Raw genomic sequence first — 26,048 nt, forward strand, 5'->3', positions numbered from 1 at the left:
GATTCGGCGCGCCAGGATCCGCTGTTCGAGACCGCGGACTGTGTGATGCGCGCGGCGCGGGGCGAGTCCGCCAGCTGGTTGGGGCGGGAGTAGGGCGCGGAGACAGAAACGGGCTGGTACGGAAAAGTTCCGCACCAGCCCGTTCCCCAAAGTCTCGGGGCGATCAGATCGCCGTGACCCCCACTGCCTGGGGCCCCTTGGCCCCCTGCGTGATCTCAAACTCGACGCGCTGGTTCTCTTCGAGCGACTTGAAGCCGCTACCGTTGATTTCCGAGTAGTGGACGAACACATCCGGGGCGCCACCGTCGGGGGCGATAAAGCCGAAGCCCTTTTCGCCGTTGAACCATTTCACAGTTCCCTGTGCCATATTCTGCTTCTCTCATTTTCATCCGGACGTACGGAGCACGTCCGGAGCGGACTATAGCACGAAGGCGTCATTGCTAACGAAAATACTTGGGGTCATTGATCTTCGAACCCACCCGCGCCGACGGCGGGTCAGCCGGCCGGGACCACCCCGCGGGGCAGGATCAGCGGGAGATCGTTGTAGGTGACGATGCCGGGTGCGGCGGCCACCACCGCAGGGATCGCGTTGAGCGGCGGTGTCGCGGTCATGATGTGGCCGAGCACCATGAACTCCTCGAGGGTGGTGGCCTCGAAATCCGGTGGCGGCAGAAACCCGACCTTCATCGTGACCGTGGGGCGGCCCGCGACCTCGATCACCCAGCCGTCCTGGTCGATCTTCCAATCCGGTTGCAAGGTCTGGCCTTTGCGCCACCGCAGGGTGAGTTCGACCCGCGTCGCGGCGCCGACGACCCCCTTCCAGCTGACGAACACCCCGGCCACACAACCGGCCGGGATGGTCCACGAACCCAGGTCGAGATCCTCGGTAGTCTGTGCGTATTCGGCCTCGCACCGCACCTCGTCGAACTCGACGCCGAGCGCATCGCCGATCATCCGCACGGCCTCGCCGAACACCCCGGTGCCGTTGGCGGTCATGGCCTGCAGGTCGGGGTGGTCGATCGGCTGCCCGAACCCGACCGGCTTCTCGGTGTCGGGGGAGTCGTAGAACGTCGTGTCGGCGGCCTCGTTGACGGTGATCTTGTCCACCCGGTCGCAGATGCCCGCCGCGACGACGGCCAGCTGATTGACGTAGCCCGGGCTGATGCCGGACCCGAACATCGTCGCGCCGCCGCGGGCGCACGCATCGGCGATCCGGTCGCGACCGGCCCCCTGGTTGTGGCCGGTGATGAAGGATGCGGTGGCCACGACGTTGACGCCGGCTTCGAGGATGCGGACGAGTTCGTCGACGTCGATCCACATCGGGTTGTAGACGACGACATCGGGCTTGAGGGCCAGCAGGGCGTCGACATCGTTGGTGGCCGCGACGCCGAGCGGTTCGATGCCGCACAGCTCACCGGCGTCGCGGCCGACCTTGCCGTCGGAGTACGCATAACAGCCGACCAGGTCGAGGGTGGGGTTGCGCGCGATGGCCGCGACGGAGCTCTTGCCGACATTGCCGGTCGTCCACTGAACGACCCGATACGCGGATGTGGTTGACACTCGGACGGCCCCTTTCGTCGGCTCCGGGGAGTTTTTCACGTCCGTGAGAAAAAGGGAAGAGAGGAACGGCGCGGATGCCTGAGCCGATACTGTTGCGGCGATGACTGCCGGAGAAGCCGACCGCGCCGAGGGTGCCACCCCGCGGCGCCGGGGCCGTCCGCGCCGGATCGACCGAGACCAGATCATCGCCGCGGCACGGGGTATCGCGCCGGAGGCGTTGACGATGCAGGCCGTCGCCGATGTGCTCGGGGTGGACCGGACCGCACTGCACTACTACGTGGGCGATCGCGACGGCCTGCTCGAACTCGTCGTGGCCGATCTCTTCGATGCCGAACTCCGCGCCATCGAGTTACCCGAGGACACGCACTGGCAGGAGATCCTGCGCGCCTATGCCAATGCGATCCACCAGGGCGCCCTCAAATACGGCATGACCGGGATGAACTTCCGGATCAGTGGTATCGGCGGCGCGGCCGGGCTGACGCTCGCCGAGCGGGTGCTGCGCACCCTGACCGACGCCGGATTCGGCATCGCGGCGGCCGGACGCGTGCTCACCCTGGTCTCGGGGATCGCGCTGTCGGCGGCGCACGATGTGCTGGGCACCGCGAACTCGCGGCTGCGTCACCAGACCCCCGAGGTGGCCCGCGCCCTGCAGGACCTCCCGGCCGACCAGTTCCCCCTGCTCGGGGAGGTCGTGGCCGAGCGGGCCGCGTCGGGGACCGCCGACTTCGAGTTCAACCTCGAGATCGTGATTGCCGGCCTGGAACGCTCCCTGGCCGACCGCCCTACCTGAAGCTGTATCCGCCGTCCGGGAACAGCGTCCACATGGTGGGTGACGGGGTCGGTGAGCTGATCGGCGAAGCGCGCACGCGCGCCCATCCCAATCGACAATCGGCTCAGGCTTCGACTCCCCTCTGCGGCGACTGTGTCGAGCGTGCAGGCTTTCGTCACGACACGCCGGCGACCAGCACGGCAGGCTGCACGCTCGTCACAGGGCGCTTACGCGGTGCCCGGTCGAGACGTTTCCCGGCCCACAGATGCCCCCATCCGGGTCAACGCGATCGCCCCCACGCCGAGGCGAAGTGCACCAAGATGGGGACGTGAGCCTCATCCCGTTGCCGCGGGCAGACCTGACCGATGCCGACGTCGCGGATGCGCTCGGACGCGCAGTCGGGTTGATCGACCTGATCCTCGATGTGCTGGCCGAAGCGGATCCGCTCGGATTGCGCCGCCGCACCCATGACCTCGGCGCCGGCGACGGTATCGCCGACAAGGGCGCGGACCTGCTGGCCGGGCTGCTCGACTTCGCCGACATTCCCGGGACCCAGTCCTGGGAAGGCAAGGATCGGGCCGCCCGGATCCGGTGGTGGGTGCGCCGCGTCGGCGCGCTCGACACCGTGGGCGTCGCCTTTCCCGGCATGTTCGGTGCGCTCGCCGACCGGTTGCCGCTGCAGGACGCGCTCGGCTTCGCCAACCAGGCGCTCATCCTGTGTGCCGTCGCCCGCGAATACGGTGTGACCGATCAGCGGACCCGGGTCCGGCTTCTGGCCGCCGTGCTGTGCGACCGTGAGCTGACCGATCCACCCCCGGTCCCGGCACCCGAAACCGCGTGGTCGGAGATGTCGCTGGTCAAGAAGCTGTGGCAGCTGGTAGGCATCCTGAACGCGGTGACCGGTGAGCTCGGCAAACGGCCCCACCCGAGCGGGCTGTTCCACTACCTGGGCATGCTGCCCGGGATCGGCGCCGTCGCCGACTACCTCGGCGAGTACGGGGCGATGGTCCGGGCGGCCGAAGCCGGGCAGAACTGGATTGCCCGGCACACGTCTTAGTGCGCCGCGGCCCGGCCTTCGGGCTTGTCCTTCTTGTTTCCGAACGGCAGCACGTGCACGATCCCCACCACCACCGACCCGACCACCAGGCCGATGACGGCGGACACCGCGGTGTTGGTGAGCCAGGCGAACACCGCTCCGACCGCGGGCACCGCGTGGTGCACCCACTCCTCGGCGTGGTGAACGATGCCGTACAGCCAGTGCCACCCCAGCGTGTCGGTCCCGACCAGCAGGATGTGGCCGCCGACCCACAGCATCGCGACGGTGCCGATGATGGACAGCGCCGACAGCAGTTTGGGCATCCCTGAGACCAGGCCGCGGCCGACCTTCTGGGCGAACGTCGAGGACCGCTGGGCCAGGCTCAGGCCGATATCGTCCATCTTCACGATGCCCGCCACCACGCCGTAGACCGCCGCGGTGATCACCAGCGCGACGATGACCAGGATGATCAGCCGCGGCAGGAACGCTTGGTCGGCCACCTCGTTGAGGGCGATCACCATGATCTCGGCGGACAGGATGAAGTCGGTCCGGATCGCGCCGGTCACCATGTACTTCTCGGCATCCGCGCCGGTGCCCGCCGCGGGTTCGCCACCCGCGTGGTGGCCGTCGTGTTTGCCGATCCAGCCCATGACCTTCTCGGCGCCCTCGAAGCACAGATAGGTGGCGCCGAGCATCAGGATCGGCGTCAGCAACCACGGCGCAAACTGGCTGAGCAGCAACGCCGCGGGCAGGATGAACAGGATCTTGTTACGCAGCGATCCGATGGCGATCTTCTTGACCACCGGAAGCTCGCGGTCCGCCGTGATGCCGTGGACGTACTGCGGGGTCACCGCGGTGTCGTCGATGACCACGCCCGCCGCCTTGGCGGTCGCCTTCCCGGTCGCCGCGCCGATGTCGTCGATCGACGCCGCGGCCAACCGCGCCAGGGCGGCGATGTCATCGAGCAGACCGAACAGACCCGCGCTCATGTCTGTGAAGATTACCGGCGATCACATGCCGATGAGTGATTCGATCCAGCCGCGGGCGAAGTACAACACGAATCCCACGGTGACCACCCACAGCAGCGGGCTGACCTCACGGGCCTTACCGGCCGCCGAACGCAGCACCACCCACGCGACGAATCCCACGCCGATCCCGTTGGCGATCGAATAGCTGAAGGCCATCGTGGCCACGGTCAGGACCACCGGCAGCGCGACGGAGAACTCGGAGATGTCGATGTGGCGCAGATGCGACACCATCATCGCGCCGACGATCACCAGTGCCGCCGCGGCGACCTCGGTCGGCACGATCGAGGCCAGCGGGGCGACGAACATGGCGGCCAGGAACAGCAACCCGGTCACCAGGTTGGCGAACCCGGTTCGGGCCCCTTCCTCGATGCCCGCACCGGATTCGATGAACACCGTGTTGGACGACGCCGAGGAGCCGCCGCCGACCACCGCGCCGGTGCCCTCGACGATCAGCGCCGAGCGCAGCCTCGGGAAGGTTCCCTTGGAGTCGGCCAACCCGGCCTCTCGGGACAGCCCGGTCATGGTGCCCATCGCATCGAAGAAATTCGCGAACACCAGGGTGAACACCAGCATGATTGCGGCGAGCGCGCCGATCCGGCCGAAGCTGCCCAGGCTGACCTCGCCGACGAGGGACAGATCGGGCAGGGCGAAGGGCGAACCCGTCAGCGACGGGACCGACAGGCCCCAGCCGCCGGGTTTGTCGACGGCCGATCCGAGGTGCCAGATCGCCTCGACGGCCATGGCCATCACGGTGCCCGCCACGAGCCCGATCAGGATGCCGCCCCGCACCCGCCGGGCCACCAGGATGCCGGTGATCAGCAGGGTGAAGACGAAGACCACGGTCGGCACCGTGTTGATCGAGCCGACGCCCCCGGTGCCAAGGCCGACCGGCGGCGAGGGCAGGCCGGTGGAGCCGACGAAACCGGCGTCGACCAGGCCGATGAACAGGATGAACAAGCCGATCCCCGCCGTGATGGCGAGCTTGAGCTGCATCGGCACCGCGTCGAACACCATCCGGCGCAGGCCGGTGGCGGCGAGCAGCACGATGATGAGCCCATTGATGACGACCAGTCCCATCGCCTCGGGCCAGGTGACGGTCCCGACCACGGTGGTCGCCAGGAAGGAGTTGATGCCCAAGCCGGCGGCGAACGCGAACGGCAGTCGCGCTACCACGCCGAACAGCAGGGTCATCACGCCCGCCGCCAGCGACGTGGTCGCCGATACCTGGGCGAACTCCAGCCTGTTGCCCGTGACGTCCGGGGCACTGGACAAGATGACCGGATTCAACACGATGATGTAGGCCATCGCGATGAACGTCACCACACCACCGCGGATCTCGGCCGCGAACGTCGATCCACGCGCCGAGATTTCGAAGAAGCGATCGAGGCGATTCATAGCTCATGACCCTAAGGTCGGCGCATGATTCTCGCGCTCAACCGGATGATTTCGCATGCGCCGCGACGGCAGGCGCGATCCAGTCCCGCAGGAACGCCCGCAGTCCGGTGCCCTGGCGGGACGGTCCGCCGGGGTCGACAATGAACGACTGGAGGGTGCGCAACATGAACTCGACCAGACCGTCGAGCGCGTCGTCGATGAAACCCGCTGCGGACCAATCAATATCGAAGCGTTGCAGGATCGACTTGCCGAATCCGATCGCGATTTCGGAGGTGACTCCCGCGGTGAACGCGCTCGCTTTCCCCGGTTGCAGCACCAGGCTGAGATAACGGTCGTGTGGGATCTGCTCGAAGGTGTAGGCGATACCTTCGACCACGGCCTCGGTGGGGTCGCTGATCGAGCCCAGTTGCGCGGCAAGCCGATCGAGGAATCCGTCGACCGATGACAGTGCGGTCGCGGCCATCAGCGATTCATGGGTGGGGTAGTAGCGATAGATCGTCTGACGCGTGACGCCGAGGGACTGCGCGACCGCCGACACGCTGACCGTGCCCCGCGCGTCGATGGCGCGCCGGGTGGTGGCGATGATGCGGCGGGCGGCCTCCTCGTCGTCGACGGGGATGTCACCGGACCAGCCGTGCCTGCGCATCCGACGATCGTCGCACGTCGACCTCGTGAATCTTGACAATACAATCGAGCATCATTGTATGGTCAGATGATGACCGCCAGCCCAGTGACAAGCACCAACGAAGCACTGACCCGTCGTGCACTTCGCCACGCCATCGACGGCACCACCGATATGGCCGAACGGGAACTGAAGGTCCCGTTGCACTACTACCGGGACCCGAAGATCACCGAGATCGAGGAGGCTCAGATCCTGCGCCGGGTGCCGCTGGCGATCGTGCCCTCGGCGCAGATCGCGGCCAAGAACGACTTCGTCGTACGTTCGGTCCTCGGCGATTCGCTGCTGGTCACCCGCGACCGTGCGGGTGAGAGTCACGTGTTCCTGAACTACTGCCGACACCGCGGCGCGATGCCCGCCTGCGGGTCCGGCAACGCATCGCGGTTCGTCTGCCCGTATCACGCGTGGACGTACCGCAACACCGGCGAACTGCTCATGCTGCCGGGCAAGGCGGGCTTCGATTCGATGGACACCGCCGACTACGGCCTCGTCGAACTGCCGTCCGAGGAACGTCACGGATTCATCTGGGCGGTGCTGACCGCCGATGCGTCGATCGACGTCGACGCCCACCTCGGCGATCTGGGACCCGAACTGGCCCGGTGGGACTACGCATCGTACGGCTACCACACCGACCGTGAGTTCTCCTCCGACGTCTCGTGGAAAGGTGCCCTTGAGGCTTTCGCGGAGGGCTATCATTTCCCATTCGTGCACGGCGACAGCCTGATCGGGCAGAACACGCTGTCGAACACGTCGGTATACGACGAATTCGGGAAGCATCACCGCATGGGGTTTCCGTTCACCTGGATCACCAACCTCGCCGAGGACCCCGACGTGTCTCGCGATCCCTCGGCCAATATGGGGGTGATCTATTGGGTCTATCCGAACCTCATCCTGGCCAACAGCCCGGTCGGGGTCGAGATCATCGACATGCTGCCGGAAGGGCAGCCGACCCGCTGCACTGTGCGGCACAGCTGGATGGGCCGGATTCCAGCGACCAACGACGAGATGCGCGCCGGCTACGACGCCGTGTACGAAAGTGTGCACGCCGCCGTCCGTGATGAGGACTTCGCCATGCTTCCGCAATGCGGCGAGGGGGTTCGCCATGGTCAGCACGATCACATGATCATCGGCCGCAACGAGATTGGTGTCCAGCACATGATCACGGTGTTCGCGCAGGAGCTCGGCGTGGCACTGCAGTGACCGCCCCGTCCCGCCGGAAAACCGCTTGACCTCAAGTCGGGTTGAGGTGTCATGCTGCCTGCATGACCGTTCCACACCTGCCCCGGATTCGGGAAACCGCCGTGAATGCGGGGGAAATCCCCATGGGGACCGGGTGCGGCGCGGGCTACCTTCAGTGGACGAAGTGTCCAGGACCAATGGCAGGAGCGGGGCCATGCCAGTGACCACATACACCCGACAAGCCGGCGATGCCGATAGGGCCGCCAGGTTCGAGCGCGACGCACTGCCGTTGCTCGATCAGCTCTACGGGGCTGCGCGCCGCTACACCCGCAGCCAGGCCGATGCCGAGGATCTCGTCCAGGAGACGATGGTCAAGGCGTACGCCAGTTTTCACACCTACCGGGACGGGACGAACATCCGGGCCTGGTTGTTCCGGATCCTGACCAATACCTGGATCAACGCCTACCGCACGGCTCAGCGCCGCCCGGACGAGGTGTTCGCCGATGGGCTCAGCGATGCGCAGCTGGCCGCGCAGGCAAACCGGTCCTCGGCCGACTTGGCGTCGGCAGAGCTGGCGGCGCTGGAGTCCATGGGCGACGACGATGTTCGCCGGGCCGTGGAGACGCTGCCGGACTTCCAGCGAATCGTGGTGTACTACGCCGACATTGCGGGATTTCAGTACAAGGAGATCGCCGAGATTCTCGGTATCCCGGTCGGGACGGTGATGTCCCGATTGCACCGTGGGCGTCGTCATCTGCGCGAGCTGCTGATCGACGTCGGCGTCGATCGCGGTTACCTCAGGTCGAACGGGGTGGTGGGCGGCGCCGCGGCCTGAGCGGATTCAGTTCACCGACCGGCAGGTCTCGATGAATGCGGCGGCCGGCCGGGTGAGTTTGGCCCCGGCCAGTGTCACGGCGTTGATGCCGAGCCCGGGGTGGTCGCCTTTGAGGGGCCGGGTGACGAATCCACGACCCTCGTAGCTCACCGAGATCGCCGTCCGCTGGCTGAGGATGGAATAGCCCAGCTTACGGGCGACCAGCGATCGGACCAGCTCGAAGTTGGTGGCGCGGTAGCGGACTCGCGGTTCGAGGCCCTCCGCCTTGAACAGCGACAGGAAGTAGGCGCCGCCCGGCGGCAGGCTGAACAGGATCAGTGGCTGGTCGACAAGCTGTCGCAGCGACACGGCGTCGCGGGCGGCCAACGGATGATCCTCCGGGAGCAGCGCGTACGGCGGTGCCGTGACGATGATTTCGGTGTTCAGATCCTCCCGGTGCGCCGAGACGTCCGAGCCGTAGTCGTAGAGCAGGGCCAGATCGAGGGTTCCGTTGCGCAGGCTGTCGATCAGCGCGTCGTGCGGGCCCTCGGTGAAGGTCAGATCGACGCCGGGGAAGCGCACCACGTACTCGCTGAGCACCGGCGGCAACAACACGGGCGACAGGGTGCTGTAACAACCCACCATGAGCCGGCCGGTGAGTCCGTGCTGGCTTTCGCGCGCCGAGGTTTGCAGGTCTTCCAGGTCGACCAGCAGGCGGCGGGCGTCCACCAGCACCTGTTCGCCGATCCTGGTCGGCCGGACCCCGCGACGATGCCGGACCAGCACCTGTACGCCGAGCGCGCGCTCCAGTTCGCCCAGCGCCATCGACAGTGCCGATTGGGACAGGTGCAGGCGCTGGGCCGCCGCGGTGACCGAGCCCGCCTCGACCGCGGTGATGAAGTATTCGAGCTGTCGGAGAGTCGCATCAGACATCAGAAAAACCGATCGTGAGCTTCAAATAGTTCGACTGTACAGGGTAGGTGATCGGGGTCATAGTCGACGGGACCACTGATCCTGACGGCAGGAGTTCCCATGAAGCAGCGGAGTGGAACGGCGCCACAACAGTCGCGAACGGTGCCCGATGCCGGCTTCGCACCGGAGACCGGGCTGCGACGCAGCCTGGACAACCGGCACATCGTGATGATCGCGCTGGGCGGAATCATCGGCGCCGGACTGTTCGTCGGAAGCGGCGCGGTGATCAACCGCACCGGTCCCGCGGCGGTGCTCAGCTACGCACTGTCCGGTGTACTGATGATTCTCGTCATCCGCGCCATCGGCGAAATGGCCGTGGCCCGGCCGTCCTCCGGTTCGGTGGCCAATTTCTCCCGCGAAGGGCTGGGCAACTGGGCGGGATTCAGCGTGGGCTGGCTCTACTGGTACTTCTGGGTCGTCGTCGCGGCGATCGAGGCGGTCGCCGGAGCGGGCATCCTGGCCAACTACATCCCAGGGGTGCCCGCCTGGCTGCTGTGCCTCGGTCTGGTGCTGATCCTCACCGCGATCAACCTGCTGTCGGTCAAGGCCTATGGCGAGGCCGAGTTCTGGTTCGCCTCGATCAAGGTGATCGCGATCATCTTCTTCATCTGCGTCACCGCACTGTTCCTGCTCGGCGCCGTCGGCACGCCCGAAAGCCCGGGTCTCACCAACCTGTTCGCCCACGGCGGGATGTTCCCCTACGGCGTCGTGGCCGCCCTGGTCGGCAGCGTGACGGTGCTGTTCTCGATGGGCGGCGCCGAGATCGCCACCATCGCCGCCGCCGAGTCCAAGAAGCCGGTCGAGTTCGCCGCCAGGGCCACCAAGCAGGTGATGGCCCGGGTGTTCGTGTTCTACGTGGTCTCGATCCTGCTGATCGTCGCCGCGGTGCCGTGGGACACCCCGTTCACCGGGGAGACCATCCGCAGCCCCTTCGCCGTGGTACTCGAACACATCGGCATCCCGGGGATGTCGGTGGTGATGGAGGCCATCGTGCTTACCGCGGTGCTCAGCTCGCTGAACTCCTGCCTGTACATCACCTCGCGAATGCTGTTCGCGCTGGCCGAGAAGGGCGACGCACCCAAGGCGCTGGTCAAGGTCAACAGCCGGGGTGTGCCGGTGCGGGCCATCCTGGCAGGCACCTCGATGGGTTACGCGGCGGTGGTGGCGAACTACTTCTTCCCTGAACAGGTCTTCATCTTCCTGATCAACTCCTCCGGGGCGATCCAGCTCATCTACTACATCATTCTGGTCGGCGCCGAAATCCGGTTGCGCCGCCGCCTGCAGGCCACCGATCCGGGCGCGCTGCGGCTGAAGATGTGGTGTTTCCCGTATCTGTCCTGGTTCTCGATCGCCTGGATGGTCGTCGTCCTCGGGCTGATGGGGGTGATCGAGGAGACCCGTTCCCAATTCCTGCTGAGTCTGGTCGCATTCGGATTGATCCTGTGCGCCTACCGATTCCGTGCCGCCCGCGGCGCCCAACCGGCCACCAGCACCACCACCGGCGCCTGACCGGCGCTCTCGACAAGAAGGAACAGCAATGATCAGAACCGGAGCGGACTACCGGGAGTCGATCCGCGACGGGCGCAACGTCTGGATCGACGGGGAGCGCGTCGACGACGTGACCACCCATCCGGCGTTCCAGCCGATCGTCGACATCCGGGCCAGGATCTACGATCTCGGTCACGACGAATTGACCAGGGACACCATGACCTACGTCGACGAGCAGAGCGGCGAGGTGTGCGCCATCGGGTCCAAGCCCCCGCTGACCAAGGCGGACTGGCATGCCAAGCGTCGCGGGGTGGACACCATCCTCGACCACGCAGGCGGTGTGGTCACCCGCGTCGGCGACGAAACCGTGGGCGAGATGTGGTCGCTGGCCGACGGCCAGGACGTTCTCGACAAGATCAATCCGGCGTTCTCGCAGAACATCGTCGCGCACGTCCGCAACGCGACCCTGCGCGATCCTTTCCACGTATCGGCCAACACCGACCCCAAGGGGGATCGGTCCAAGTGGCCGCAGGAGCAGGACCCGGACGTGTTGCTGCGCGTCATCGGCGAGAATGACCGCGGAATCGTGGTGCGCGGCGCGAAATTCGAGACCGCCGCGGCCTACTCCAATCAGGCGTTCGTCAAACCGACGATCGGGGACTGGAACAATCAGAGCCACTCCGAGTACGCCGTCGGCTTCCTGGCCGATATGGGACACCCCGACATCAAGCACATCTGCCGGTCCGGATTCCGGGGAATGCGCTCGGCAGAGGACTATCCGCTGACCAACCGGGTCGACGAGATCGACACCATGATCGTGTTCGACGACGTCGAAATCCCTTGGGAGAACGTCTTCTTCTACCGGCACACCGAGGCGGCCAGCTTCATCCGGGCCACCCTGCACCGGTACAGCATCTTTCCGTTCGTGCAGCGGCATCTGCGCTGGGCCGATCTGCTGCTCGGCTTCGCGCATGCCAGCGCGCGGCAGACCGGGGTCAAGATGCATCAGGGTGTACGGGAGAAGATCGCCGAGGTCGCGGCGTACCGCGAGGGAATCAACGCATTCCTCACCGCGGCAATCGAACTCGCCGAGCCGAGCCCCGGTGGGTACCTGATGCCGCATCAGCCGACGATGTACTCGGGCCGGGTGTTCGCCTGCAGCAACCTGCCGCGGATCGTGCACCTGGTCCGCGATCTGGCCGGCTGCCAGATCAGCCTCACGCCGAGTGCGGCCACCTTCGCCAACGAGGAGGCGGCCGGCTGGCTGACCAAATACTTCGCCGTCGGCGAGGTGGAGGCCGAGGAGCGGCGCAAGCTGCTGGCCTACGGGCGGGACCTGCTGAACTCGGATTACGCCAACCACCGGTTGACCTTTCAGCTGTTCGCCCAGTCGCCGCCGTTCTCACACCTGCTGGCGGTCTACAACAACTACGACTTCGAACCGGCCACCGAGCTCATGTGCCAGTCCGCAGGAATCAAGACCATCGACGGGAGAAACCCATGACCGCAACCGCCACGAAAAGCATCGAGATCGGCGGGCACCGCCGGATCCGGCCGTTCAACACCGCCGACACCTACCCCGAGCAGAATCTGTCCAATGATCTGTGCCAGGCCGTGGTGGCCGGGAACACGGTGTACCTGCGCGGCCAGGTGGCCCAGGACCTGGAGACCAGGGAATGCGTCGCGGTCGGAGATCCCGCCGGGCAGGCGCACAAGACCGTCGACAACATCGAATTGCTGCTCGCCGAGGCCGGTGCCTCGCTCGGGCACATCGTGTCCTGCCACGTGTACCTCACCGATGTGCGCTACCGCGAGGACGTCTACCGGGTCCTCGGGGAACGGTTCAAGGGTGTCTTCTACGCCTCAACCGGACTGGTCGTCGACTCGCTGGCCCGCCCGGAATGGGTGGTGGAAGTGACCGTGACGGCGGTGATCCCGTGACATTCTCACTGGCCGGCCGGTGTGCGCGCACCGGCATGTTCGGTGCGGTGGTGACCTCGTCGAGCCCCGCGGTGGCGGCGCGCTGTGTGCGGGCCCGCTCCGGGGTCGGGGTGGCGTGCACGCAGAACGTGACCGACCCGACGCTGAGTGCCAAGCTGCTGGACCGGCTCGCCGATGGCGCCGATGCCGACGGCGCGATGGCCGATGTGGTGGCGACCGCCGCCTATCCCGGGTACCGGCAGCTCACCCTGGTCGACGCCGCGGGCGCGGTGGCATTCCATTCGGGCGCACATACATTGGGCACCTACACGGTGGCGGCCGATGCGGATGTGGTCGCTGCAGGGAACCTGCTGTCCTCACAGAAGGTCCCGCAGGCCATGCTGGAAGCCTTCCAGGCCGATCCGGATGCCCAGCTGGCCGACCGGCTGCTCGCCGGGCTTCGGGCCGGGGAGGACGCGGGCGGCGAGGAGGGGCCCGTGCACTCGTGCGGCCTGCTCGTGGTCCACGACGCCGAATGGCCACTGACCGATCTGCGGGTGGACTGGGACGAGGAAGACCCGATCGGCCGGCTGGAGGCGATCTGGCAGGTGTGGCGGCCACAGGCCGAGGACTACACGCTGCGGGCGCGCCGGCCCGACCTGGCACCGTCCTATGGGGTCCCCGGTGACGAATGAGCTCAAGAAACGCGCGAAAGCCACTGTGGATGCCGGCTTTCCGGCACTGGTAGCGCTGTCGGAGAAGTTGCACGCCAACCCCGAGACCGCGTGGTGCGAACACCAGGCGGTGCGGTGGGTGAGCGCGAGCCTCGCCGACGCCGGGTTCGAGGTCGTCACCCCGTATCTGGGGCTCGACACCGCCTTCCATGCCCGGCGCGGGAACGGGCCGGTGCGGATCGGCGTGTGCGCCGAATACGACGCCCTGCCCGGCCTCGGACATGCCTGCGGGCACAATCTGATCGCCGCCATGTCGGTCGGGGCCGCGCTGGCGTTGGCCGAGGTCGCCGACGACGCCGCGCTCACGGTCGAGGTGTTCGGCACGCCGGCCGAGGAGGGCGGCGGCGGCAAGATCGAGCTGCTCGACCGCGGGGCGTTCCTCGGTCTGGATCTGGCCATGATGGCCCACCCGGCGCCGGTGGACGTCGCCGAGGCCCGGCCGTTCGCGGTATCGCATTCGGAGATCACCTTCACCGGCAAGGCCGCCCATGCCGCGGCCTACCCCGAGCACGGCCGAAACGCCGCGGATGCGTTCACGATCGCGCAGGTGGCGCTCGGCCTGTTGCGCCAGCAGTTGCCCGCGACCGTCCGGGTGCACGGGGTGGTGACCGACGGCGGGGAGGCGCCCAACGCGATACCCGAGCGGACCCGGGGCCGGTGGTATGTGCGGGCCGAATCGCTGACCGAACTCGCCGACCTGGAGCCCAGGGTGTGGCGCTGCTTCGAGGCGGGCGCACTGGCCAGCGGATGCGAGCTTTCGGTGCGGGCCGAGAGTCGCCCGTACGCCGAATTCCGTACCGACGAACGGGCTTTGGCGTCCTACCGGCGCAACGCCGAGGCGCTCGGGCGCAGCTTCGCCGTGGGCGAGCAGGCGGCGCGGATGAACCGGGCGTCGACCGATATGGGCAACGTGTCCCAGGTGGTACCCGCGATTCACCCCTACATCGGGATCGGCTCGCTGCCCGCCCTCAACCATCAGCGGGAGTTCGCCGACCACTGCGTGGGTGAGCAGGCCGAGCGGGCGATCCGGGACGGGGCCCTCGCCCTGGCCTGGACCGCGCTCGACCTGTTCGCCGAGGGTAGCGAGCGGTGACGCCACGGCTGCGGATCGAGCACGATCTGCTCGGTGACAAGGGGGTCCCGGCCGAGGCGTACTGGGGGGTGCACACCGCGCGGGCGCTGGAGAATTTCCAGGTCAGCGGGGTGACCCTGGCCGGGCACCGGCCGCTGGTGGCGGCCCTTGGTGCGGTCAAACAGGCTGCGGCACGCGCGAATCGTGAACTCGGCGCGCTCGACGACGGCCGGGCCGAGGCCATCGACCGGGCCTGTCAGGACGTCATCGACGGTCGGCTGGACGACCATTTCGTCGTCGCTGTGGTCCAGGGCGGGGCGGGGACCTCGACGAATATGAACGCCAACGAGGTCATCGCGAACCGTGCGCTCGAGCTGCTCGGGCACCCGCTGGGCAGCTATGACAGGCTGCACCCCAACGATCACGTGAACCGGGGGCAGTCGACCAACGATGTCTACCCGACCGCGGTCAAACTGGCGCTGATCACCGCGCTCGGTGGGCTTGCGGCGTCGGTCGACGCGCTCGCCCGCGCGTTCGGTGAGAAGGCCGCCGAGTTCGGCGATGTGGCCAAGGTCGGCCGCACCCAACTGCAGGATGCCGTGCCGATGACGGTGGGCCAGGAGTTCGGCGCGTGGCGTTCGACCCTGGCCGAGGAATTGCCCCGGATCGCCGCGGCGCGCGCACTGCTGTGCGAAATCAACCTGGGCGCAACGGCCATCGGTACCGGCATCACCAGTGTGCCCGGGTACCGGCAGGCCGTGGTTCGCCATCTGGCGCAGATCACCGGGGTCCCGGTGGTCACCGCCGACGACCTGATCGAGGCCACCTCGGACACCGGGTCGTTGCTGCATCTGTCCGGGATGCTCAAGCGCACGGCGGTGAAGGTGTCCAAGATCTGCAACGATCTGCGACTGTTGGCCTCGGGTCCGCAGGCCGGTTTCGGGGAGCTGCGGTTGCCCGCCAGGCAGGCGGGGTCGAGCATCATGCCCGGCAAGGTCAACCCGGTCATCCCGGAAATGGTCAACCAGGTCGCCTTCGCGGTGATCGGCGCGGACGTCACCGTCACGTGCGCGGCCGAGGCGGGGCAGCTGCAGCTCAACGCATTCGAACCGATCATCTGTCACAGCCTGCTGCAGTCGATCGGCTGGATGGGTGCGGCCTTCGGTGCGCTGCGCACCCACTGCGTGGCCGGAATCGAGGTGAACCGTGGCCATCTGGACGGCCTCACCGCGCGCAGCGCCGGCATCGTCACCGCGTTGATTCCGGTGCTCGGCTACGCCCGGGCCGGCGAGGTGGCGGCGGCCGTGCTGGCCGGCCGCGGCGGGGTTAGAGACCTGGCGTTGGCCACCGGTTCGATCGCCGCCGACGATCTCGACCGGCTGCTCGGCGAGGACGGGCTAACAGGCGGTGGCGTTCGCGCCGGCGTCGCGCCCCATCCCGCGGTCCCTGGCGACATCGGCCAGCAGGGGTCGCAGCCGGCGCCTACCGCGGGCCAGGCGTGACATCACCGTGCCGACCGGAGTGTCCATGAGCACGGCGATTTCGCGGTACTGGTAACCCTCGACATCCGCGTAGTACACGGCCAGGCGGTAGACCTCGGGGATCGCCGCGAGGGCGGCGGCGATCTCGTCGTCGCGCATCGATTCCAGGGCTTCGTTCTCGGCCGACCGGAGTCCGGTCGAGGTGTGGCCGGCCTCGGCCGTCAGCTGCGCATCGGTGAAGTCCTCGCAGAGTTGCTCGGCGGGGCCCCGCTGGCGCGCGCGGTAGCCGGTGACCCAGGCGTTGTGCATGATCCGGAACAACCAGGCCCGGACGTTCGACCCGTCCTGAAACGTGTGAAAACCGGTGTAGGCCTTCAGAAGTGTTTCCTGGACCAGGTCTTCGGCATCGTATCCGTTGTTGGTGAGCCTGCGGGCGCCCCGCTCGATCTGATCGATGAACGGCAGGGTCGTCTCGACGAAGCGGGCCGCGTCACGCGCGGACGTGCGCCGGCGCAGAGTGGGCCGGCCGCCGACAGGCTGTTGTTGGTACTCCAATCGCATGACACCCTCCGACCAATATATAGAAAAACTATGCAATAGTGTAGACCGTCTAGGTAGCCGATCTCCAGTCGGGGGTGGTGTGACAGGAGTCCCGTCGGCTACGAGCCGTCCCCGGGTGTCCGGATCTGACAGGCGACACACAGGGAATTCGCAGGAAATATCCGAGCACTGTGTGGGGTTGTGGACGCCTGTAATGTTCTGCGCGCAGTGCATAGTTAAACGAACTAATTCGCCGAACGGCGAGTGTCGGAGGGGTCGGGGTGAGCGCACGTCCGCTGGCTCGCATATTCAAGCGAGCCTGGATTCCGTTGCTTCTGGTAGCGGTACTGGCGGTTTCGGGTCTGGTGGTATCGCGATTGCATAAGATGTTCGGCTCCGAGGATCTCAACGCCAACGCGGGAGCGGGCATCGAGATCGTCCAGTTCAATCCGAAGATCATGGTCTACGACGTGTACGGCCCATCCGGATCCACCGCCGAGATCAGCTATTTCGATCCGGATGCCAACGTCCATTCGGTGACGGCGCCCCTGCCGTGGTCAGTCACCCTGTCCACCACGCTGCCGACGGTCAGCGCCAACCTGATGGCCAGGGTGGACCGGGACGGCGAGATCGGCTGCCGGGTCACCGTGAATGGAGTTGTCCGTGAGGAGAAATCGGCCGACGGTATCAACGCACAAACCTACTGCCTGGTGAAATCCGCATGACGTCAACCACTCCCGCTCACGCCAAGAACAACAACCGGGGTCACCGGCCCTACTTCGCGCATGCGCTGCGGATACTTGCGATACCGGTGATCCTGTTCTGGATCGCCTTCGCCGTCGTCGTCAACGTCATCGCGCCGCAGCTCGAGGTGGTCGGCGAACTGCACTCGGCGCCCATGGCGCCAGAGGATGCGCCGTCGATGCGCGCGATGAAGCGGATGGGTGCCAACTTCAAAGAGTTCGACTCCAACAGCACGGTGATGATCGTCGTCGAGGGGCAGAACGCGTTGGGCCCGGACGCGCACAAGTACTACGACGAGATCATCCGCAAACTGCGCCAGGATCCCGAGCATGTCCAGCACATCCAGGACTTCTGGGGTGACACGCTGACCGCGGCCGGGGCGCAGAGTGCCGACGGCAAAGCCTCCTATGTGATGCTGAATCTCGCTGGGCAGCAGGGCGAAACGCTCGCCAGCGAAGGCGTGCAAGTCGTCCGCGATGTGATCAAGGACACCCAGGCCCCGCCGGGCGTGCAGGCCTACGTCGCAGGCCCGGCAGCGCTCACCGCAGACCTGTACGCCATCGGTGACGCCAGCCTCGCCAAGATCACCATCTATACCCTGATCGCCATCGCGATCATGCTGCTGGTGGTCTACCGGTCGATCCGCACCACACTCGTCCAGCTGCTGCTGACCGGCATCGGACTGCTGTCCTCGCGCGGGCTCATCTCGGTCCTGGCCACCCATGACGTGTTCGGCCTGACCACCTTCGCGGGCAACATCCTCACGATGCTGGCCATCGCCGCGGCGACCGACTACGGCATCTTCATCTTCGGTCGTTACCGCGAGGACCGCAGCCAGGGGCTGGACCGCGAAGACGCGTACTACGCCACCTTCAAGTCCGTTGCCCCGGTCATCATCGGATCCGGCCTCACCATCGCCGGGGCCACCTTCTGCCTCAGCTTCGCCCGGCTGCCCTACTTCAGCACCATGGGCGCACCGGTCGCGATCGGCATGATCGTCGTCGTCGCGTCCGCGGTCACGATGGGGCCCGCGGTCCTCTACGTGGGCGGGAAAGTGGGCCTGTTCGAGCCGAAAAAGGCTGCCAAGGGCCGGTTCTGGTACAAGGTCGGCACCGCGGTGGTCCGGTGGCCCGCGCCGATCCTGGTGGCCAGCATGTTCGTCGTGCTGATCGGCGTGGTCGCGGTCCCCGGGTACAAGGCCGCATACAACGACCGATGGTACATGCCGAGCGATGCCCCGGTGAACATCGGCTTCGCCGCCGCCGACCGGCATTTCACCCAGGCCCGGATGAACCCCGACATCCTTCTGGTCGAGTCCAATCACGATATGCGCAACACCGCGGACATGCTGGTGCTGGACCGGATCGCCAAAAATATCCTGCACACCGAAGGCATCGCGATGGTGCAGAGCATCACCCGCCCGCTGGGTATCCCCATCCAGCACAGCTCGATTCCGTTCCAGACCAGCATTCAGGGCCAGACCAACAATATGAACCTGCCGTTTCAGCGGGAGCAGTTGGCCGACCAGCTGAAAATGATCGATGCGACCAACGTGTCGATCGACATCATGGAGAAGCAGTACCAATTGTCCCTTGAGCAGACCAGGCTCACCCAGGAGTCGGCTGTCAAGTCGCAGCAACTGCTCGAGGTGACCAAGCAGATGCGGGACAACATCGCCAACTTCGACGACCAGTTCAGGCCGTTGCGCAACTACTTCTACTGGGAACCGCACTGCTTCGACATCCCCATGTGCTCGGCGACGAGATCGGTCTTCGATGCTCTGGACGGGATCGACGAACTGACCGACATCACCGGGGCGGTGCAGGTCGATACCGACCAACTGGCCGACCTGGCACCGAAATTGACGGCACTGCTGCCGCAGACGATCGCGTCGATGAAAACCAGCAGGGACCTGTCGTTGGCGTCGTACAACTCTCAGAAGGCCCTGATCGACCAGATGCAGGCGATGAACGACACAGCCCTGGCGATGGGGCAGAGTTTCGACGACGCCAAGAACGACGATCTGTTCTACCTGCCCCCGGAGGCGTTCCAGAACCCGGACTTCGAGCGTGGGCTGAAGATGTTCTTGTCACCGGACGGCAAGTCCGCGCGCATGTTCATCACCCACCAGACCGATCCCGCCACACCGGAGGGTATCGGCAGGGTCGACTCGGAACGCAAAGCCGCACAAGAGGGTTTGAAGATGTCCTCGCTGTCGGATGCCAAGATCTACCTGGGTGGTGTGGCCGCCACCTACAAGGACATGAGTGACGGCGCCCGCTATGACCTGATGATCGCGGTGGTTTCGGCGTTGACCCTGATCTTTACGATCATGCTGATCATTACCCGCAGCGTGGTGGCGGCCGGGGTCATCGTCGGTACCGCCGCCAGCTCGATCGCGGCCTCGTTCGGGATCTCGGTCCTGCTCTGGCAGGACCTGCTCGGGATCCAGGTGCACTGGCTGGTGATGTTGATGTCGGTGATCATCCTGCTGGCGGTGGGCTCGGACTACAACCTGCTGTTGGTGTCCAGGTTCAAGGAGGAGATCCACGCCGGGCTGAAAACCGGGATCATCCGCTCGATGGGCGGCACCGGCGGTGTGGTGACCTCGGCGGGGCTGGTGTTCGCGGCGACCATGGCCGCGATGATGGGCAGCGATCTGGTCGTGCTGGCCCAGATGGGGTCGACGATCGCGATCGGCCTGCTGCTGGATACGTTGATCGTGCGCTCACTGCTGATGCCCTCGATAGCGACGTTGCTGGGCCGCTGGTTCTGGTGGCCGCAGGTGGTGTACCCGCGCGGCGACCATCACTTCAAGAAGCGGGCGCCGAGGGTCACCGATCCCGGCGATGACGACACCGCGGCGATTCCGGTGCCGACCCGGTAACCGTCGGTCTCGGGTGTCACGGTGCCGTCGTCGACGGTGAGGATCCGGTCGGCCCGCGGCAGCAGTGCGGGTAAATCGTGACTGCACACCAGGATCGCGGCCCGAGAGGTGTTCCGGTATTCACCGAGGCGGGCCAGGACGAGCTCGGTGGCCGCCGGATCGAGGCCGGTGGTGGGTTCGTCACACAGCAGCACCGTGGGGCGCGCGAGCAGCGCGCGGGCCAGGGCCGCCCGGCGCAGTTGGCCGCCGGACAGATCCCCGGGCCTGCGGGATGCCTGCGCGGCGGTGACCCCGAGAGCACCGAGCTCGGCCACCGCCTCGGCGCGGGCATCCTCAATTCCCAACCCGCGCAGCCGGAGCGCCGTGAGCGCCACCTGATCGAGGATCGGGCGGGTACGGTCGAACGTCTCGCGGGTCTCCTGCCAGACGTACTGCACCGCGGCGAGCTGCCGACGGTTCCTGGACCGCAGCGCGGGCAATGCCACACCGTCGACCAGGACCGTGCCCGCCGACAGCGGCTCCAGCCCGCCGACGGCGCGGGCCAACGTGGTCTTGCCGGCACCGGATGGGCCGACGATCGCGATGAGTTCACCGGTGCGGGCCCCGAACGTGGCCGCACGGACCAGATCGGTGCGGTCCCGGCGGACCCGGATTCCGGATACCTCCAGCACGAGCTCGCCCGGCCCGGTCGCGGGGTCCGCCGAAGGGTCGGGCGCCGGCGCGAGCTCGGGGGTGAGCCTGCCGTCGCGCACCCCGATGACCCGGTCGGACAACCCGGTCGCCACGGCGTGATCGTGGGTCACCAGCAGCACCGTACGGCCGGTGCGCCGCAACCGGTCCAGCACGCCGATCAATTCGTCGCGGCTGACCGGGTCCAGCCCGGACGTGGGTTCATCGAGAACGAGCAGCTCCGGGTCCGTCGCCAGCACCGCGGCCAGCGCCAGCCGCACCCGCTGCCCACCCGAGAACTGGAACGGGTAGCGCCGATGATGGGTCGGGTCGGTCTCGAAAGCGGCCTGCCGCAGCAGATCGGTGACCCGTCGCCGTTTCCACAGCCGCCGGCGCGCGCGACCGGAGGGCGGATTCCCGTGCAGCACCGCGAGTTCGGCGAGGGCGGTGCCGATCCGGCGGGCCGGATTGAGGGTGGCGGCCGCATCCTGCGGTAGATAACCGACCCGCCGTGGCCGGTCGATCACCCCGGTCACCCGATGGGAGGCCGGCTGGGTCCCGGCGAGGGCCGCGGCGATCGTGCTCTTGCCCGCACCCGAAGGCCCGACCAGGGTGGTGATGGTGCCGGCCGCCAGTTCCAGGTCCACCCCGTCGACCAGGCGGTGTTCACCGGCCGCGACCCGCAGACCGCGTACCGTCAGACCACGGGATTCACCCATGCCGAGCCGCCGCCCTGCCCGGGTGCCTGCGTAGTTCCTGCCGCTCGGGGTCGGCCAGGACCACATCGCAGAGCAGGTTGAGACCGAGCACCAGCGACACGATGAGCGCCGCGGGCAGATACACCGACCACGGTGCGCCCGACAGTCCGTCCTTGTTGGCGGCGACCGACACCGCCCAGTCGGTCGAGGTGGTGTCGAATCCGATCCCGAGGAAGTTGGCGGAGGCCAGCACATAGATGGCCGCGACGAGTCGCACCCCCGCATCGGCGGCCACCGGCCGGGCCAGATGGCGCAGCGCATAGCCCGCGTAACGTTCCCACGGCCCGGCGCCCTGCATCCGCAGGGCCTCCATCGCGGGGCTGCCGACGACGCCGCGCGCGGCCATCCGGACGAACCGGGCGATCGGGGCCACCAGCATGAAACCGACCGCGACCGCGATGGCCACGCCGGATCCGTCGGAGCGCAGTGCCGCCACCATGACGACCAGAAGGACCGGCAGGCACAGCAATACGTCGACGGGGCGCATGATGACGTCCTCGATCCAGCTGCGGCGGGCGGCGGCCGCGGTGATGCCGAGGCCGAATCCGACGGCGTAGGCGGCGGCCACGGTCAGCACGGCGGTGACCACCATCGGCCTGCCGCCGCTGAGTGCGGCCGCGAGCACATCACGGCCGAGCCGGTCGGTGCCGAACCAGGACCAGGTCGACGGTCCGAACGGCGGCTGCGGGTCGTGCGGAGCACAGCCCGCGACGAACGGTCCGGCCAGCGCCACCGCAAGGGGCACCGATACGAGAACACCGGCCGCCGCGGCCGCGAACCGCCTCATACCGCGCGCCTGCCGGGCACCATGCGGGTGCCCACCGCATCGATGAGTCCGTTGACGACGATCGCGGCCAGCCCGGTCACGAGCAGGATGGCCAGGATGACGGGCTGATCGCGGTTGCCGACGGCGTCGAGCAGAGTCGTCGCCACCCCCGGCAGGACGAAGATCGCCTCCACGACAAGCACACCGGAGAGCAGGCCGTCACCTGTGCGGCCGAGATCCTGCATGGCAGGCGCCAGCGCATTGGGCGCGACATGACGCAGCAGCAGTGACCATCGGGGTACCCCGTGGCGGCGGGCCTGGGCGATGTAGGGCATGGTCATGGTGTCGATCACCCCGGCCCGCACCAGCCTGACCAGCGGTGCGGCCACCCTCGCGACCATGACGGTCAACGGCAGCACCAGAAGGGCCGGGTCGGTCAGCGCCTGGTACGGGCCGACCCCGACGAAAGTCGCAGGAAACCACCGCAATCCGATCGCCAGGTATGCGATCAGGACCACCGCGAGTACGAAATCGGGGATGGAGTCCAAACCGACGCTGACGGTGGTGATGACCCGGTCCCGCACCGAGCCGGGGCGGACACCGGCCGCGAATCCGGCGCCGAAACCGACCGGGATCAGCAGCAGCGTGGTCAGCACGGCCAGCGCGGCCGACACCAGGAAGGGTTCGGCGATCACCGACTGTACGGGTTCCCCACGGGCATAGGAGGTCCCGAGGTCACCGGTCAGCGCGTTGCCGCACCAGTCGAGGAACCGCTGTAGCGGCGCCACGTCCAACCCGAGCACCGCCCTGGTCTGTTCGCGTTGCCCGGCGCTGGTCAGGTCGCTGCTCTGGACGTCGGCGGCGTCGCCCGGCATGAGCAGGGACAGCACGAAGATCAGCCCGAGCAGAATCGCGACCTGCAGCAGGCCGATCAGTGCGCGTCGGGCCGCGAACCGCGAGAACCCCGCCAGCGGACCCATCGCTCAGGCGATGCCCGCGATGACCCGGTCGTCTCCCATCTGCCAGAGAATCCCGGCTTCCCGGAATCCGCCGGCCCGCAGGAAGTCGAGGTAGTCGTGGACCGAGGGACGGTCGTCGACCGGATGGGCGAATCCGCCGTCGCGGTCGCGGACCAGCTCGCCGAGTTCGGGCGCGGATTCCACCGCGGCCCACCACTGTGCCCAGTCCTCACCGTTACGGCCGCCGCGCCGCTCGGCGCGGCGCGCGGTCAACGCCCGTGCGACCCTGTCGAGTTCCGGACCGTCGGTGCCCTCGTAAAGATGGTCGGCGTCGACGAAAACCCCGCCCGCCGCGATGTTGGCACCGCACCGGCGCAGCAGATCTTTCAGCGGTGCCCGGTTCATCCAGTGCAGCGCCGTCGAACTCACGTAGGCGTCGGGGGCACGATCCAGGCCGAGCGCGTCGAACCAGCCCGGTTCGCGAAGATCGGCCAGCACCGTCCGGATGTGCGGGTGGGGCCGGGCGGTGGTGCCGAGCCCGAGCAGCAACGGGTCGGCGTCGACACCGACCACGTGGGCCTGCGGGATGCGGTCGACCAGGCGGTGGGCCAGTGAGCCGGGGCCGATCCCGAGGTCGACGACCAGTGGATCGGGTCGTGCGACAACCTCTTCGAGAATATCGATGACGATGTCGAAACGTTCCTCCCGGTCCGGCATGTAGTACTCCTGCTGGCGGTCCCAGCGTTCGAGCCATTGTTCGGCCAGCGCCGTCGTCAGTGTCATATCGCCATTCCTCATTTCGTCGTCTCGTCGAGAACATTGTCGAATCGGGCCCAGTCCAGGGAGTTCGGCACCCCCTCCGGGGTCCGTTGCCACACCGAGCGGTGCGCGGTATGCCACGGTGTCGTCGCCCAGAAGATGAAACCGCCACGGTCGTGCAGGATCTCGTGCATGCGGTGATAGATCCGGGTGCGGTCCTGGTCGGATCGGGTGCGCTGGGCCCGGTGATACAGATCGTCGAACTCGGGGTCGGCCCACCGGGTGAAGCTCTTGGGCGCATCACTGAGCAGCCGGGAACCGAAGTGGTAGGGGATCGGCAGCGGCCCGGACTGTCCCATCGTCATATCGCCGCGGGTGAGCGCCTCGGTGTAGTAGGTGTCCTTGGAGCCGGTCACCACCCGGACGGTCACGCCGCACCGCGCGGCCTGATCCCGCAGCAGCTGGGCGGCCTCGATGAAGCCGTGCGATACCGGGGCGACGAACAGTTCGAAGGTCAGGCCGGATGCGCCGGCCCGCCGCAGCAGGTCGGTGGCCAGGTCCGGGTCGTGCCGGTTGGGCTCCAGATCGTCGGCGTAGTAACGGTATCCACGGCCGAAGATGTCGTCGGAGGCCTCGCCGACCCCCTCCAGCGCCACGGTCACGAGCTGTTCCCGGTCGACCAGGTGCATCATCGCGCGGCGCACGTCGGGATGGTCGAACGGGGCCCGGTCGGTCTTCATGGCGAAATAGAGAATTCCCGAGTTCGGGGTCGCGTGCACCGTGATGTCGTCGGCGCCCTCGAGAGTTCGGACCGCGCCCGGCGAGAGATTGTCGGCGAAGTCGGCCTGCCCGCCGCGCAGCGCCGAGAGCCGGGCCTCGGTCCCGGCGCTGAGGATGCGCAGCCGCTCGACGCCGGGTCTCTCGCCCCAGTAGTCGTCGAACCGTGTCCCGGTGAACTCGCGCCCCGGGGTGAAGGTGTCGAACCGGAAGGCGCCGGTGCCGACCGGCCGGGCGAAATCCCTGGTGCCGTTCTTGACGATCCGGGTTCCGTAGGAGGCCAGCAGGGTGGGGAGGTCGAAGGAGGGCGCCGACAGCGCGATCTCGACGGTGCGGGGGTCGACGGCCCGGCAGGCACCGACATCGATCTGGGCCAGTGTCGATGCGGCGACATAGGGCGAGGCGCCGTCCTGGCGGCCGAGGATCCGCGCCAGGGTGAACAGCACATCGTCGGCGGTCAACGGGCTTCCGTCGTGCCAGCGGGCGTCGCGTAGCGTGATCCGCCACCGGTCTCCCTGGCCGTTGGGTTCGGCGGCGGTGGCCAGCCGCGGGACGGGTGTCATGGTCGAATCGACTTCGAACAGTCCGTCGTAGATGTGTTTGACCCGCGCCTCGTCGACGAACATCGTCCCGACACCGGGGTCGATGACCTCCGACGAACCCGCGCCCTCGTAGAGGGCGGTGAACGTGGACCGATCGGGCCGGCCGCGGGGTGTACACGCGGCCATGGCGAGGGCCCCGAACGCGGTAGCGCCCAGGAACCGCCGCCGGTTCACGACGTGCGTCATGCTTACTCCAAACCCTCGTGGACATAGCGCGCCGTGGCCGGTCTCCTGGCTTCCGTGTCAACGCACGGGCACCCGAGCCTTCCCGGTTTCCCAGTGGCCCGCAGCGGGGTCGCCGCTGCGCGAGGGCGCCGTACTCGACGGCTACAGTGGCGAGGGCCGCGCCGGCGTCAGACCGGCTTCCCGTTCACCACGGCGACTGCGAGCTTACCGACATCGGTGGCGTGGGCCGTCCTCCCCGAGCTTTAATGAAAATGATTATCATTAAAGCTAGCAT

The 26,048-nt window shown here is 67.3% G+C and carries 24 protein-coding genes and 1 riboswitch; of the genes, 12 read left to right on the forward strand and 12 right to left on the reverse strand.

Translation table 11 applies throughout. The annotated features are described in order from the left end of the window. Positions 1 to 163 precede the first annotated feature (163 nt). A complete protein-coding gene (locus ACWDTP_RS03155) occupies positions 164 to 367 on the reverse strand; it encodes a cold-shock protein (RefSeq protein ID WP_450016492.1) in 204 nt (67 codons plus the stop codon). A 128-nt stretch (positions 368 to 495) separates the two neighbouring features. Continuing rightward, a complete protein-coding gene (locus ACWDTP_RS03160; protein ID WP_450016494.1) occupies positions 496 to 1,560 on the reverse strand; it encodes an NAD(P)H-dependent amine dehydrogenase family protein in 1,065 nt (354 codons plus the stop codon). A gap of 100 nt (positions 1,561 to 1,660) precedes the next feature. Here ACWDTP_RS03160 and ACWDTP_RS03165 point away from each other — a divergent pair, with 100 nt between their 5' ends. Next, positions 1,661 to 2,350 (forward strand): TetR/AcrR family transcriptional regulator C-terminal domain-containing protein, encoded by a 690-nt coding sequence (locus ACWDTP_RS03165; RefSeq protein ID WP_450016496.1) that lies wholly within the window; start codon positions 1,661 to 1,663, stop codon positions 2,348 to 2,350. A gap of 307 nt (positions 2,351 to 2,657) precedes the next feature. After that, positions 2,658 to 3,386 (forward strand): hypothetical protein, encoded by a 729-nt coding sequence (locus ACWDTP_RS03170; protein WP_450016498.1) that lies wholly within the window; start codon positions 2,658 to 2,660, stop codon positions 3,384 to 3,386. Here ACWDTP_RS03170 and ACWDTP_RS03175 read toward each other — a convergent pair. Genes ACWDTP_RS03175 through ACWDTP_RS03185 form a run of 3 tightly spaced genes read right to left on the reverse strand, consistent with a single transcriptional unit; the run spans position 3,383 to position 6,434 of the window. Continuing rightward, positions 3,383 to 4,354 (reverse strand): DUF808 domain-containing protein, encoded by a 972-nt coding sequence (locus ACWDTP_RS03175; protein ID WP_450016500.1) that lies wholly within the window; start codon positions 4,352 to 4,354, stop codon positions 3,383 to 3,385. The two genes, ACWDTP_RS03170 and ACWDTP_RS03175, sit on opposite strands and share 4 nt — an antisense overlap. A gap of 21 nt (positions 4,355 to 4,375) precedes the next feature. After that, positions 4,376 to 5,788 carry an NCS2 family permease gene (locus ACWDTP_RS03180; protein ID WP_450016502.1) on the reverse strand — a complete coding sequence of 471 codons (1,413 nt, stop codon included), beginning with the start codon at positions 5,786 to 5,788 and terminating at the stop codon, positions 4,376 to 4,378. Between the two features lie 37 nt (positions 5,789 to 5,825). After that, positions 5,826 to 6,434: a TetR/AcrR family transcriptional regulator gene (locus tag ACWDTP_RS03185; RefSeq protein WP_450016504.1), complete on the reverse strand. Its 609-nt coding sequence runs from the start codon at positions 6,432 to 6,434 to the stop codon at positions 5,826 to 5,828. Positions 6,435 to 6,503: 69 nt separating this feature from the next. On the opposite strand from ACWDTP_RS03185, the gene ACWDTP_RS03190 reads away from it, so the two are divergent. Together ACWDTP_RS03190 and ACWDTP_RS03195 are read left to right on the forward strand one after the other, a co-directional pair. Then, positions 6,504 to 7,667, forward strand: a complete 1,164-nt coding sequence (locus ACWDTP_RS03190) for an aromatic ring-hydroxylating oxygenase subunit alpha (protein ID WP_450016506.1) — start codon at positions 6,504 to 6,506, stop codon at positions 7,665 to 7,667. Between the two features lie 193 nt (positions 7,668 to 7,860). Then, positions 7,861 to 8,481, forward strand: a complete 621-nt coding sequence (locus tag ACWDTP_RS03195; protein WP_450016508.1) for a sigma-70 family RNA polymerase sigma factor — start codon at positions 7,861 to 7,863, stop codon at positions 8,479 to 8,481. Positions 8,482 to 8,487: 6 nt separating this feature from the next. Here the strand turns inward: ACWDTP_RS03195 and ACWDTP_RS03200 are convergent, their stop codons facing one another. Next, positions 8,488 to 9,393 (reverse strand): LysR substrate-binding domain-containing protein, encoded by a 906-nt coding sequence (locus tag ACWDTP_RS03200; RefSeq protein ID WP_450016510.1) that lies wholly within the window; start codon positions 9,391 to 9,393, stop codon positions 8,488 to 8,490. A gap of 99 nt (positions 9,394 to 9,492) precedes the next feature. On the opposite strand from ACWDTP_RS03200, the gene ACWDTP_RS03205 reads away from it, so the two are divergent. The 6 genes from ACWDTP_RS03205 to ACWDTP_RS03230 are packed head-to-tail and all read left to right on the forward strand — an operon-like array spanning position 9,493 to position 16,148. After that, complete coding sequence (locus ACWDTP_RS03205) at positions 9,493 to 10,941, forward strand: amino acid permease (RefSeq protein WP_450016512.1); 1,449 nt, start codon at positions 9,493 to 9,495, stop codon at positions 10,939 to 10,941. Between the two features lie 28 nt (positions 10,942 to 10,969). Further along, entirely contained in the window at positions 10,970 to 12,424 is a 1,455-nt protein-coding gene (locus ACWDTP_RS03210) for a 4-hydroxyphenylacetate 3-hydroxylase family protein (RefSeq protein ID WP_450016514.1), read from the forward strand. Beyond that, a complete protein-coding gene (locus ACWDTP_RS03215) occupies positions 12,421 to 12,861 on the forward strand; it encodes a RidA family protein (RefSeq protein ID WP_450016516.1) in 441 nt (146 codons plus the stop codon). Before ACWDTP_RS03210 ends, ACWDTP_RS03215 begins: the two co-directional genes overlap by 4 nt. Beyond that, entirely contained in the window at positions 12,858 to 13,535 is a 678-nt protein-coding gene (locus ACWDTP_RS03220) for a DUF1028 domain-containing protein (RefSeq protein WP_450016518.1), read from the forward strand. Before ACWDTP_RS03215 ends, ACWDTP_RS03220 begins: the two co-directional genes overlap by 4 nt. After that, on the forward strand, positions 13,525 to 14,667 hold the full coding sequence (locus tag ACWDTP_RS03225) for a M20 family metallopeptidase (protein ID WP_450016519.1): 1,143 nt from the start codon (positions 13,525 to 13,527) through the stop codon (positions 14,665 to 14,667). The genes ACWDTP_RS03220 and ACWDTP_RS03225 overlap by 11 nt, the downstream gene beginning before the upstream one ends. Continuing rightward, on the forward strand, positions 14,664 to 16,148 hold the full coding sequence (locus ACWDTP_RS03230) for an aspartate ammonia-lyase (protein ID WP_450016521.1): 1,485 nt from the start codon (positions 14,664 to 14,666) through the stop codon (positions 16,146 to 16,148). Before ACWDTP_RS03225 ends, ACWDTP_RS03230 begins: the two co-directional genes overlap by 4 nt. Here the strand turns inward: ACWDTP_RS03230 and ACWDTP_RS03235 are convergent. Then, positions 16,044 to 16,688, reverse strand: a complete 645-nt coding sequence (locus tag ACWDTP_RS03235; RefSeq protein WP_450016523.1) for a sigma-70 family RNA polymerase sigma factor — start codon at positions 16,686 to 16,688, stop codon at positions 16,044 to 16,046. The genes ACWDTP_RS03230 and ACWDTP_RS03235 overlap by 105 nt on opposite strands. Positions 16,689 to 16,948: 260 nt before the next feature. Between ACWDTP_RS03235 and ACWDTP_RS03240 the strand changes: the two genes are divergently transcribed. Then, positions 16,949 to 17,392, forward strand: coding sequence for an MmpS family transport accessory protein (locus ACWDTP_RS03240; RefSeq protein ID WP_450016525.1), 444 nt, complete (start codon positions 16,949 to 16,951; stop codon positions 17,390 to 17,392). Beyond that, the gene (locus tag ACWDTP_RS03245; RefSeq protein WP_450016527.1) at positions 17,389 to 20,298 is read left to right on the forward strand and encodes an MMPL/RND family transporter; all 2,910 of its coding nucleotides are present in this window, start codon (positions 17,389 to 17,391) and stop codon (positions 20,296 to 20,298) included. The genes ACWDTP_RS03240 and ACWDTP_RS03245 overlap by 4 nt, the downstream gene beginning before the upstream one ends. Here ACWDTP_RS03245 and ACWDTP_RS03250 read toward each other — a convergent pair. The 5 genes from ACWDTP_RS03250 to ACWDTP_RS03270 are packed head-to-tail and all read right to left on the reverse strand — an operon-like array spanning position 20,220 to position 25,774. Then, positions 20,220 to 21,686 carry an ABC transporter ATP-binding protein gene (locus ACWDTP_RS03250; RefSeq protein ID WP_450016529.1) on the reverse strand — a complete coding sequence of 489 codons (1,467 nt, stop codon included), beginning with the start codon at positions 21,684 to 21,686 and terminating at the stop codon, positions 20,220 to 20,222. The two genes, ACWDTP_RS03245 and ACWDTP_RS03250, sit on opposite strands and share 79 nt — an antisense overlap. Next, positions 21,679 to 22,512, reverse strand: coding sequence for an ABC transporter permease (locus tag ACWDTP_RS03255; protein ID WP_450016531.1), 834 nt, complete (start codon positions 22,510 to 22,512; stop codon positions 21,679 to 21,681). Before ACWDTP_RS03255 ends, ACWDTP_RS03250 begins: the two co-directional genes overlap by 8 nt. After that, positions 22,509 to 23,471, reverse strand: a complete 963-nt coding sequence (locus ACWDTP_RS03260) for an ABC transporter permease (RefSeq protein ID WP_450016533.1) — start codon at positions 23,469 to 23,471, stop codon at positions 22,509 to 22,511. The genes ACWDTP_RS03255 and ACWDTP_RS03260 overlap by 4 nt, the downstream gene beginning before the upstream one ends. A gap of 3 nt (positions 23,472 to 23,474) precedes the next feature. After that, on the reverse strand, positions 23,475 to 24,233 hold the full coding sequence (locus ACWDTP_RS03265) for a class I SAM-dependent methyltransferase (RefSeq protein ID WP_450016534.1): 759 nt from the start codon (positions 24,231 to 24,233) through the stop codon (positions 23,475 to 23,477). 11 nt (positions 24,234 to 24,244) lie between these two features. Then, on the reverse strand, positions 24,245 to 25,774 hold the full coding sequence (locus ACWDTP_RS03270) for an ABC transporter substrate-binding protein (protein WP_450016536.1): 1,530 nt from the start codon (positions 25,772 to 25,774) through the stop codon (positions 24,245 to 24,247). 18 nt (positions 25,775 to 25,792) lie between these two features. Next, positions 25,793 to 25,981, reverse strand: a riboswitch (cobalamin riboswitch). Between the last annotated feature and the right edge of the window lie 67 nt (positions 25,982 to 26,048).

The organism is Mycobacterium sp. NPDC003449, from assembly GCF_053588415.1.

What these genes read in the sequence shown, in the direction of transcription:
- ACWDTP_RS03215 (WP_450016516.1), top strand. Translation starts at nt 12,421, where the DNA reads ATGACCGCAACCGCCACGAAAAGCATCGAGATCGGCGGGCACCGCCGG.
- ACWDTP_RS03235 (WP_450016523.1), bottom strand. Translation starts at nt 16,688, where the DNA reads ATGCGATTGGAGTACCAACAACAGCCTGTCGGCGGCCGGCCCACTCTG.
- ACWDTP_RS03265 (WP_450016534.1), bottom strand. Translation starts at nt 24,233, where the DNA reads ATGACACTGACGACGGCGCTGGCCGAACAATGGCTCGAACGCTGGGAC.
- ACWDTP_RS03250 (WP_450016529.1), bottom strand. Translation starts at nt 21,686, where the DNA reads ATGGGTGAATCCCGTGGTCTGACGGTACGCGGTCTGCGGGTCGCGGCC.
- ACWDTP_RS03175 (WP_450016500.1), bottom strand. Translation starts at nt 4,354, where the DNA reads ATGAGCGCGGGTCTGTTCGGTCTGCTCGATGACATCGCCGCCCTGGCG.
- ACWDTP_RS03260 (WP_450016533.1), bottom strand. Translation starts at nt 23,471, where the DNA reads ATGGGTCCGCTGGCGGGGTTCTCGCGGTTCGCGGCCCGACGCGCACTG.
- ACWDTP_RS03185 (WP_450016504.1), bottom strand. Translation starts at nt 6,434, where the DNA reads ATGCGCAGGCACGGCTGGTCCGGTGACATCCCCGTCGACGACGAGGAG.
- ACWDTP_RS03195 (WP_450016508.1), top strand. Translation starts at nt 7,861, where the DNA reads ATGCCAGTGACCACATACACCCGACAAGCCGGCGATGCCGATAGGGCC.
- ACWDTP_RS03190 (WP_450016506.1), top strand. Translation starts at nt 6,504, where the DNA reads ATGACCGCCAGCCCAGTGACAAGCACCAACGAAGCACTGACCCGTCGT.
- ACWDTP_RS03205 (WP_450016512.1), top strand. Translation starts at nt 9,493, where the DNA reads ATGAAGCAGCGGAGTGGAACGGCGCCACAACAGTCGCGAACGGTGCCC.
- ACWDTP_RS03200 (WP_450016510.1), bottom strand. Translation starts at nt 9,393, where the DNA reads ATGTCTGATGCGACTCTCCGACAGCTCGAATACTTCATCACCGCGGTC.
- ACWDTP_RS03245 (WP_450016527.1), top strand. Translation starts at nt 17,389, where the DNA reads ATGACGTCAACCACTCCCGCTCACGCCAAGAACAACAACCGGGGTCAC.
- ACWDTP_RS03255 (WP_450016531.1), bottom strand. Translation starts at nt 22,512, where the DNA reads ATGAGGCGGTTCGCGGCCGCGGCGGCCGGTGTTCTCGTATCGGTGCCC.
- ACWDTP_RS03180 (WP_450016502.1), bottom strand. Translation starts at nt 5,788, where the DNA reads ATGAATCGCCTCGATCGCTTCTTCGAAATCTCGGCGCGTGGATCGACG.
- ACWDTP_RS03155 (WP_450016492.1), bottom strand. Translation starts at nt 367, where the DNA reads ATGGCACAGGGAACTGTGAAATGGTTCAACGGCGAAAAGGGCTTCGGC.
- ACWDTP_RS03210 (WP_450016514.1), top strand. Translation starts at nt 10,970, where the DNA reads ATGATCAGAACCGGAGCGGACTACCGGGAGTCGATCCGCGACGGGCGC.
- ACWDTP_RS03165 (WP_450016496.1), top strand. Translation starts at nt 1,661, where the DNA reads ATGACTGCCGGAGAAGCCGACCGCGCCGAGGGTGCCACCCCGCGGCGC.
- ACWDTP_RS03270 (WP_450016536.1), bottom strand. Translation starts at nt 25,774, where the DNA reads ATGACGCACGTCGTGAACCGGCGGCGGTTCCTGGGCGCTACCGCGTTC.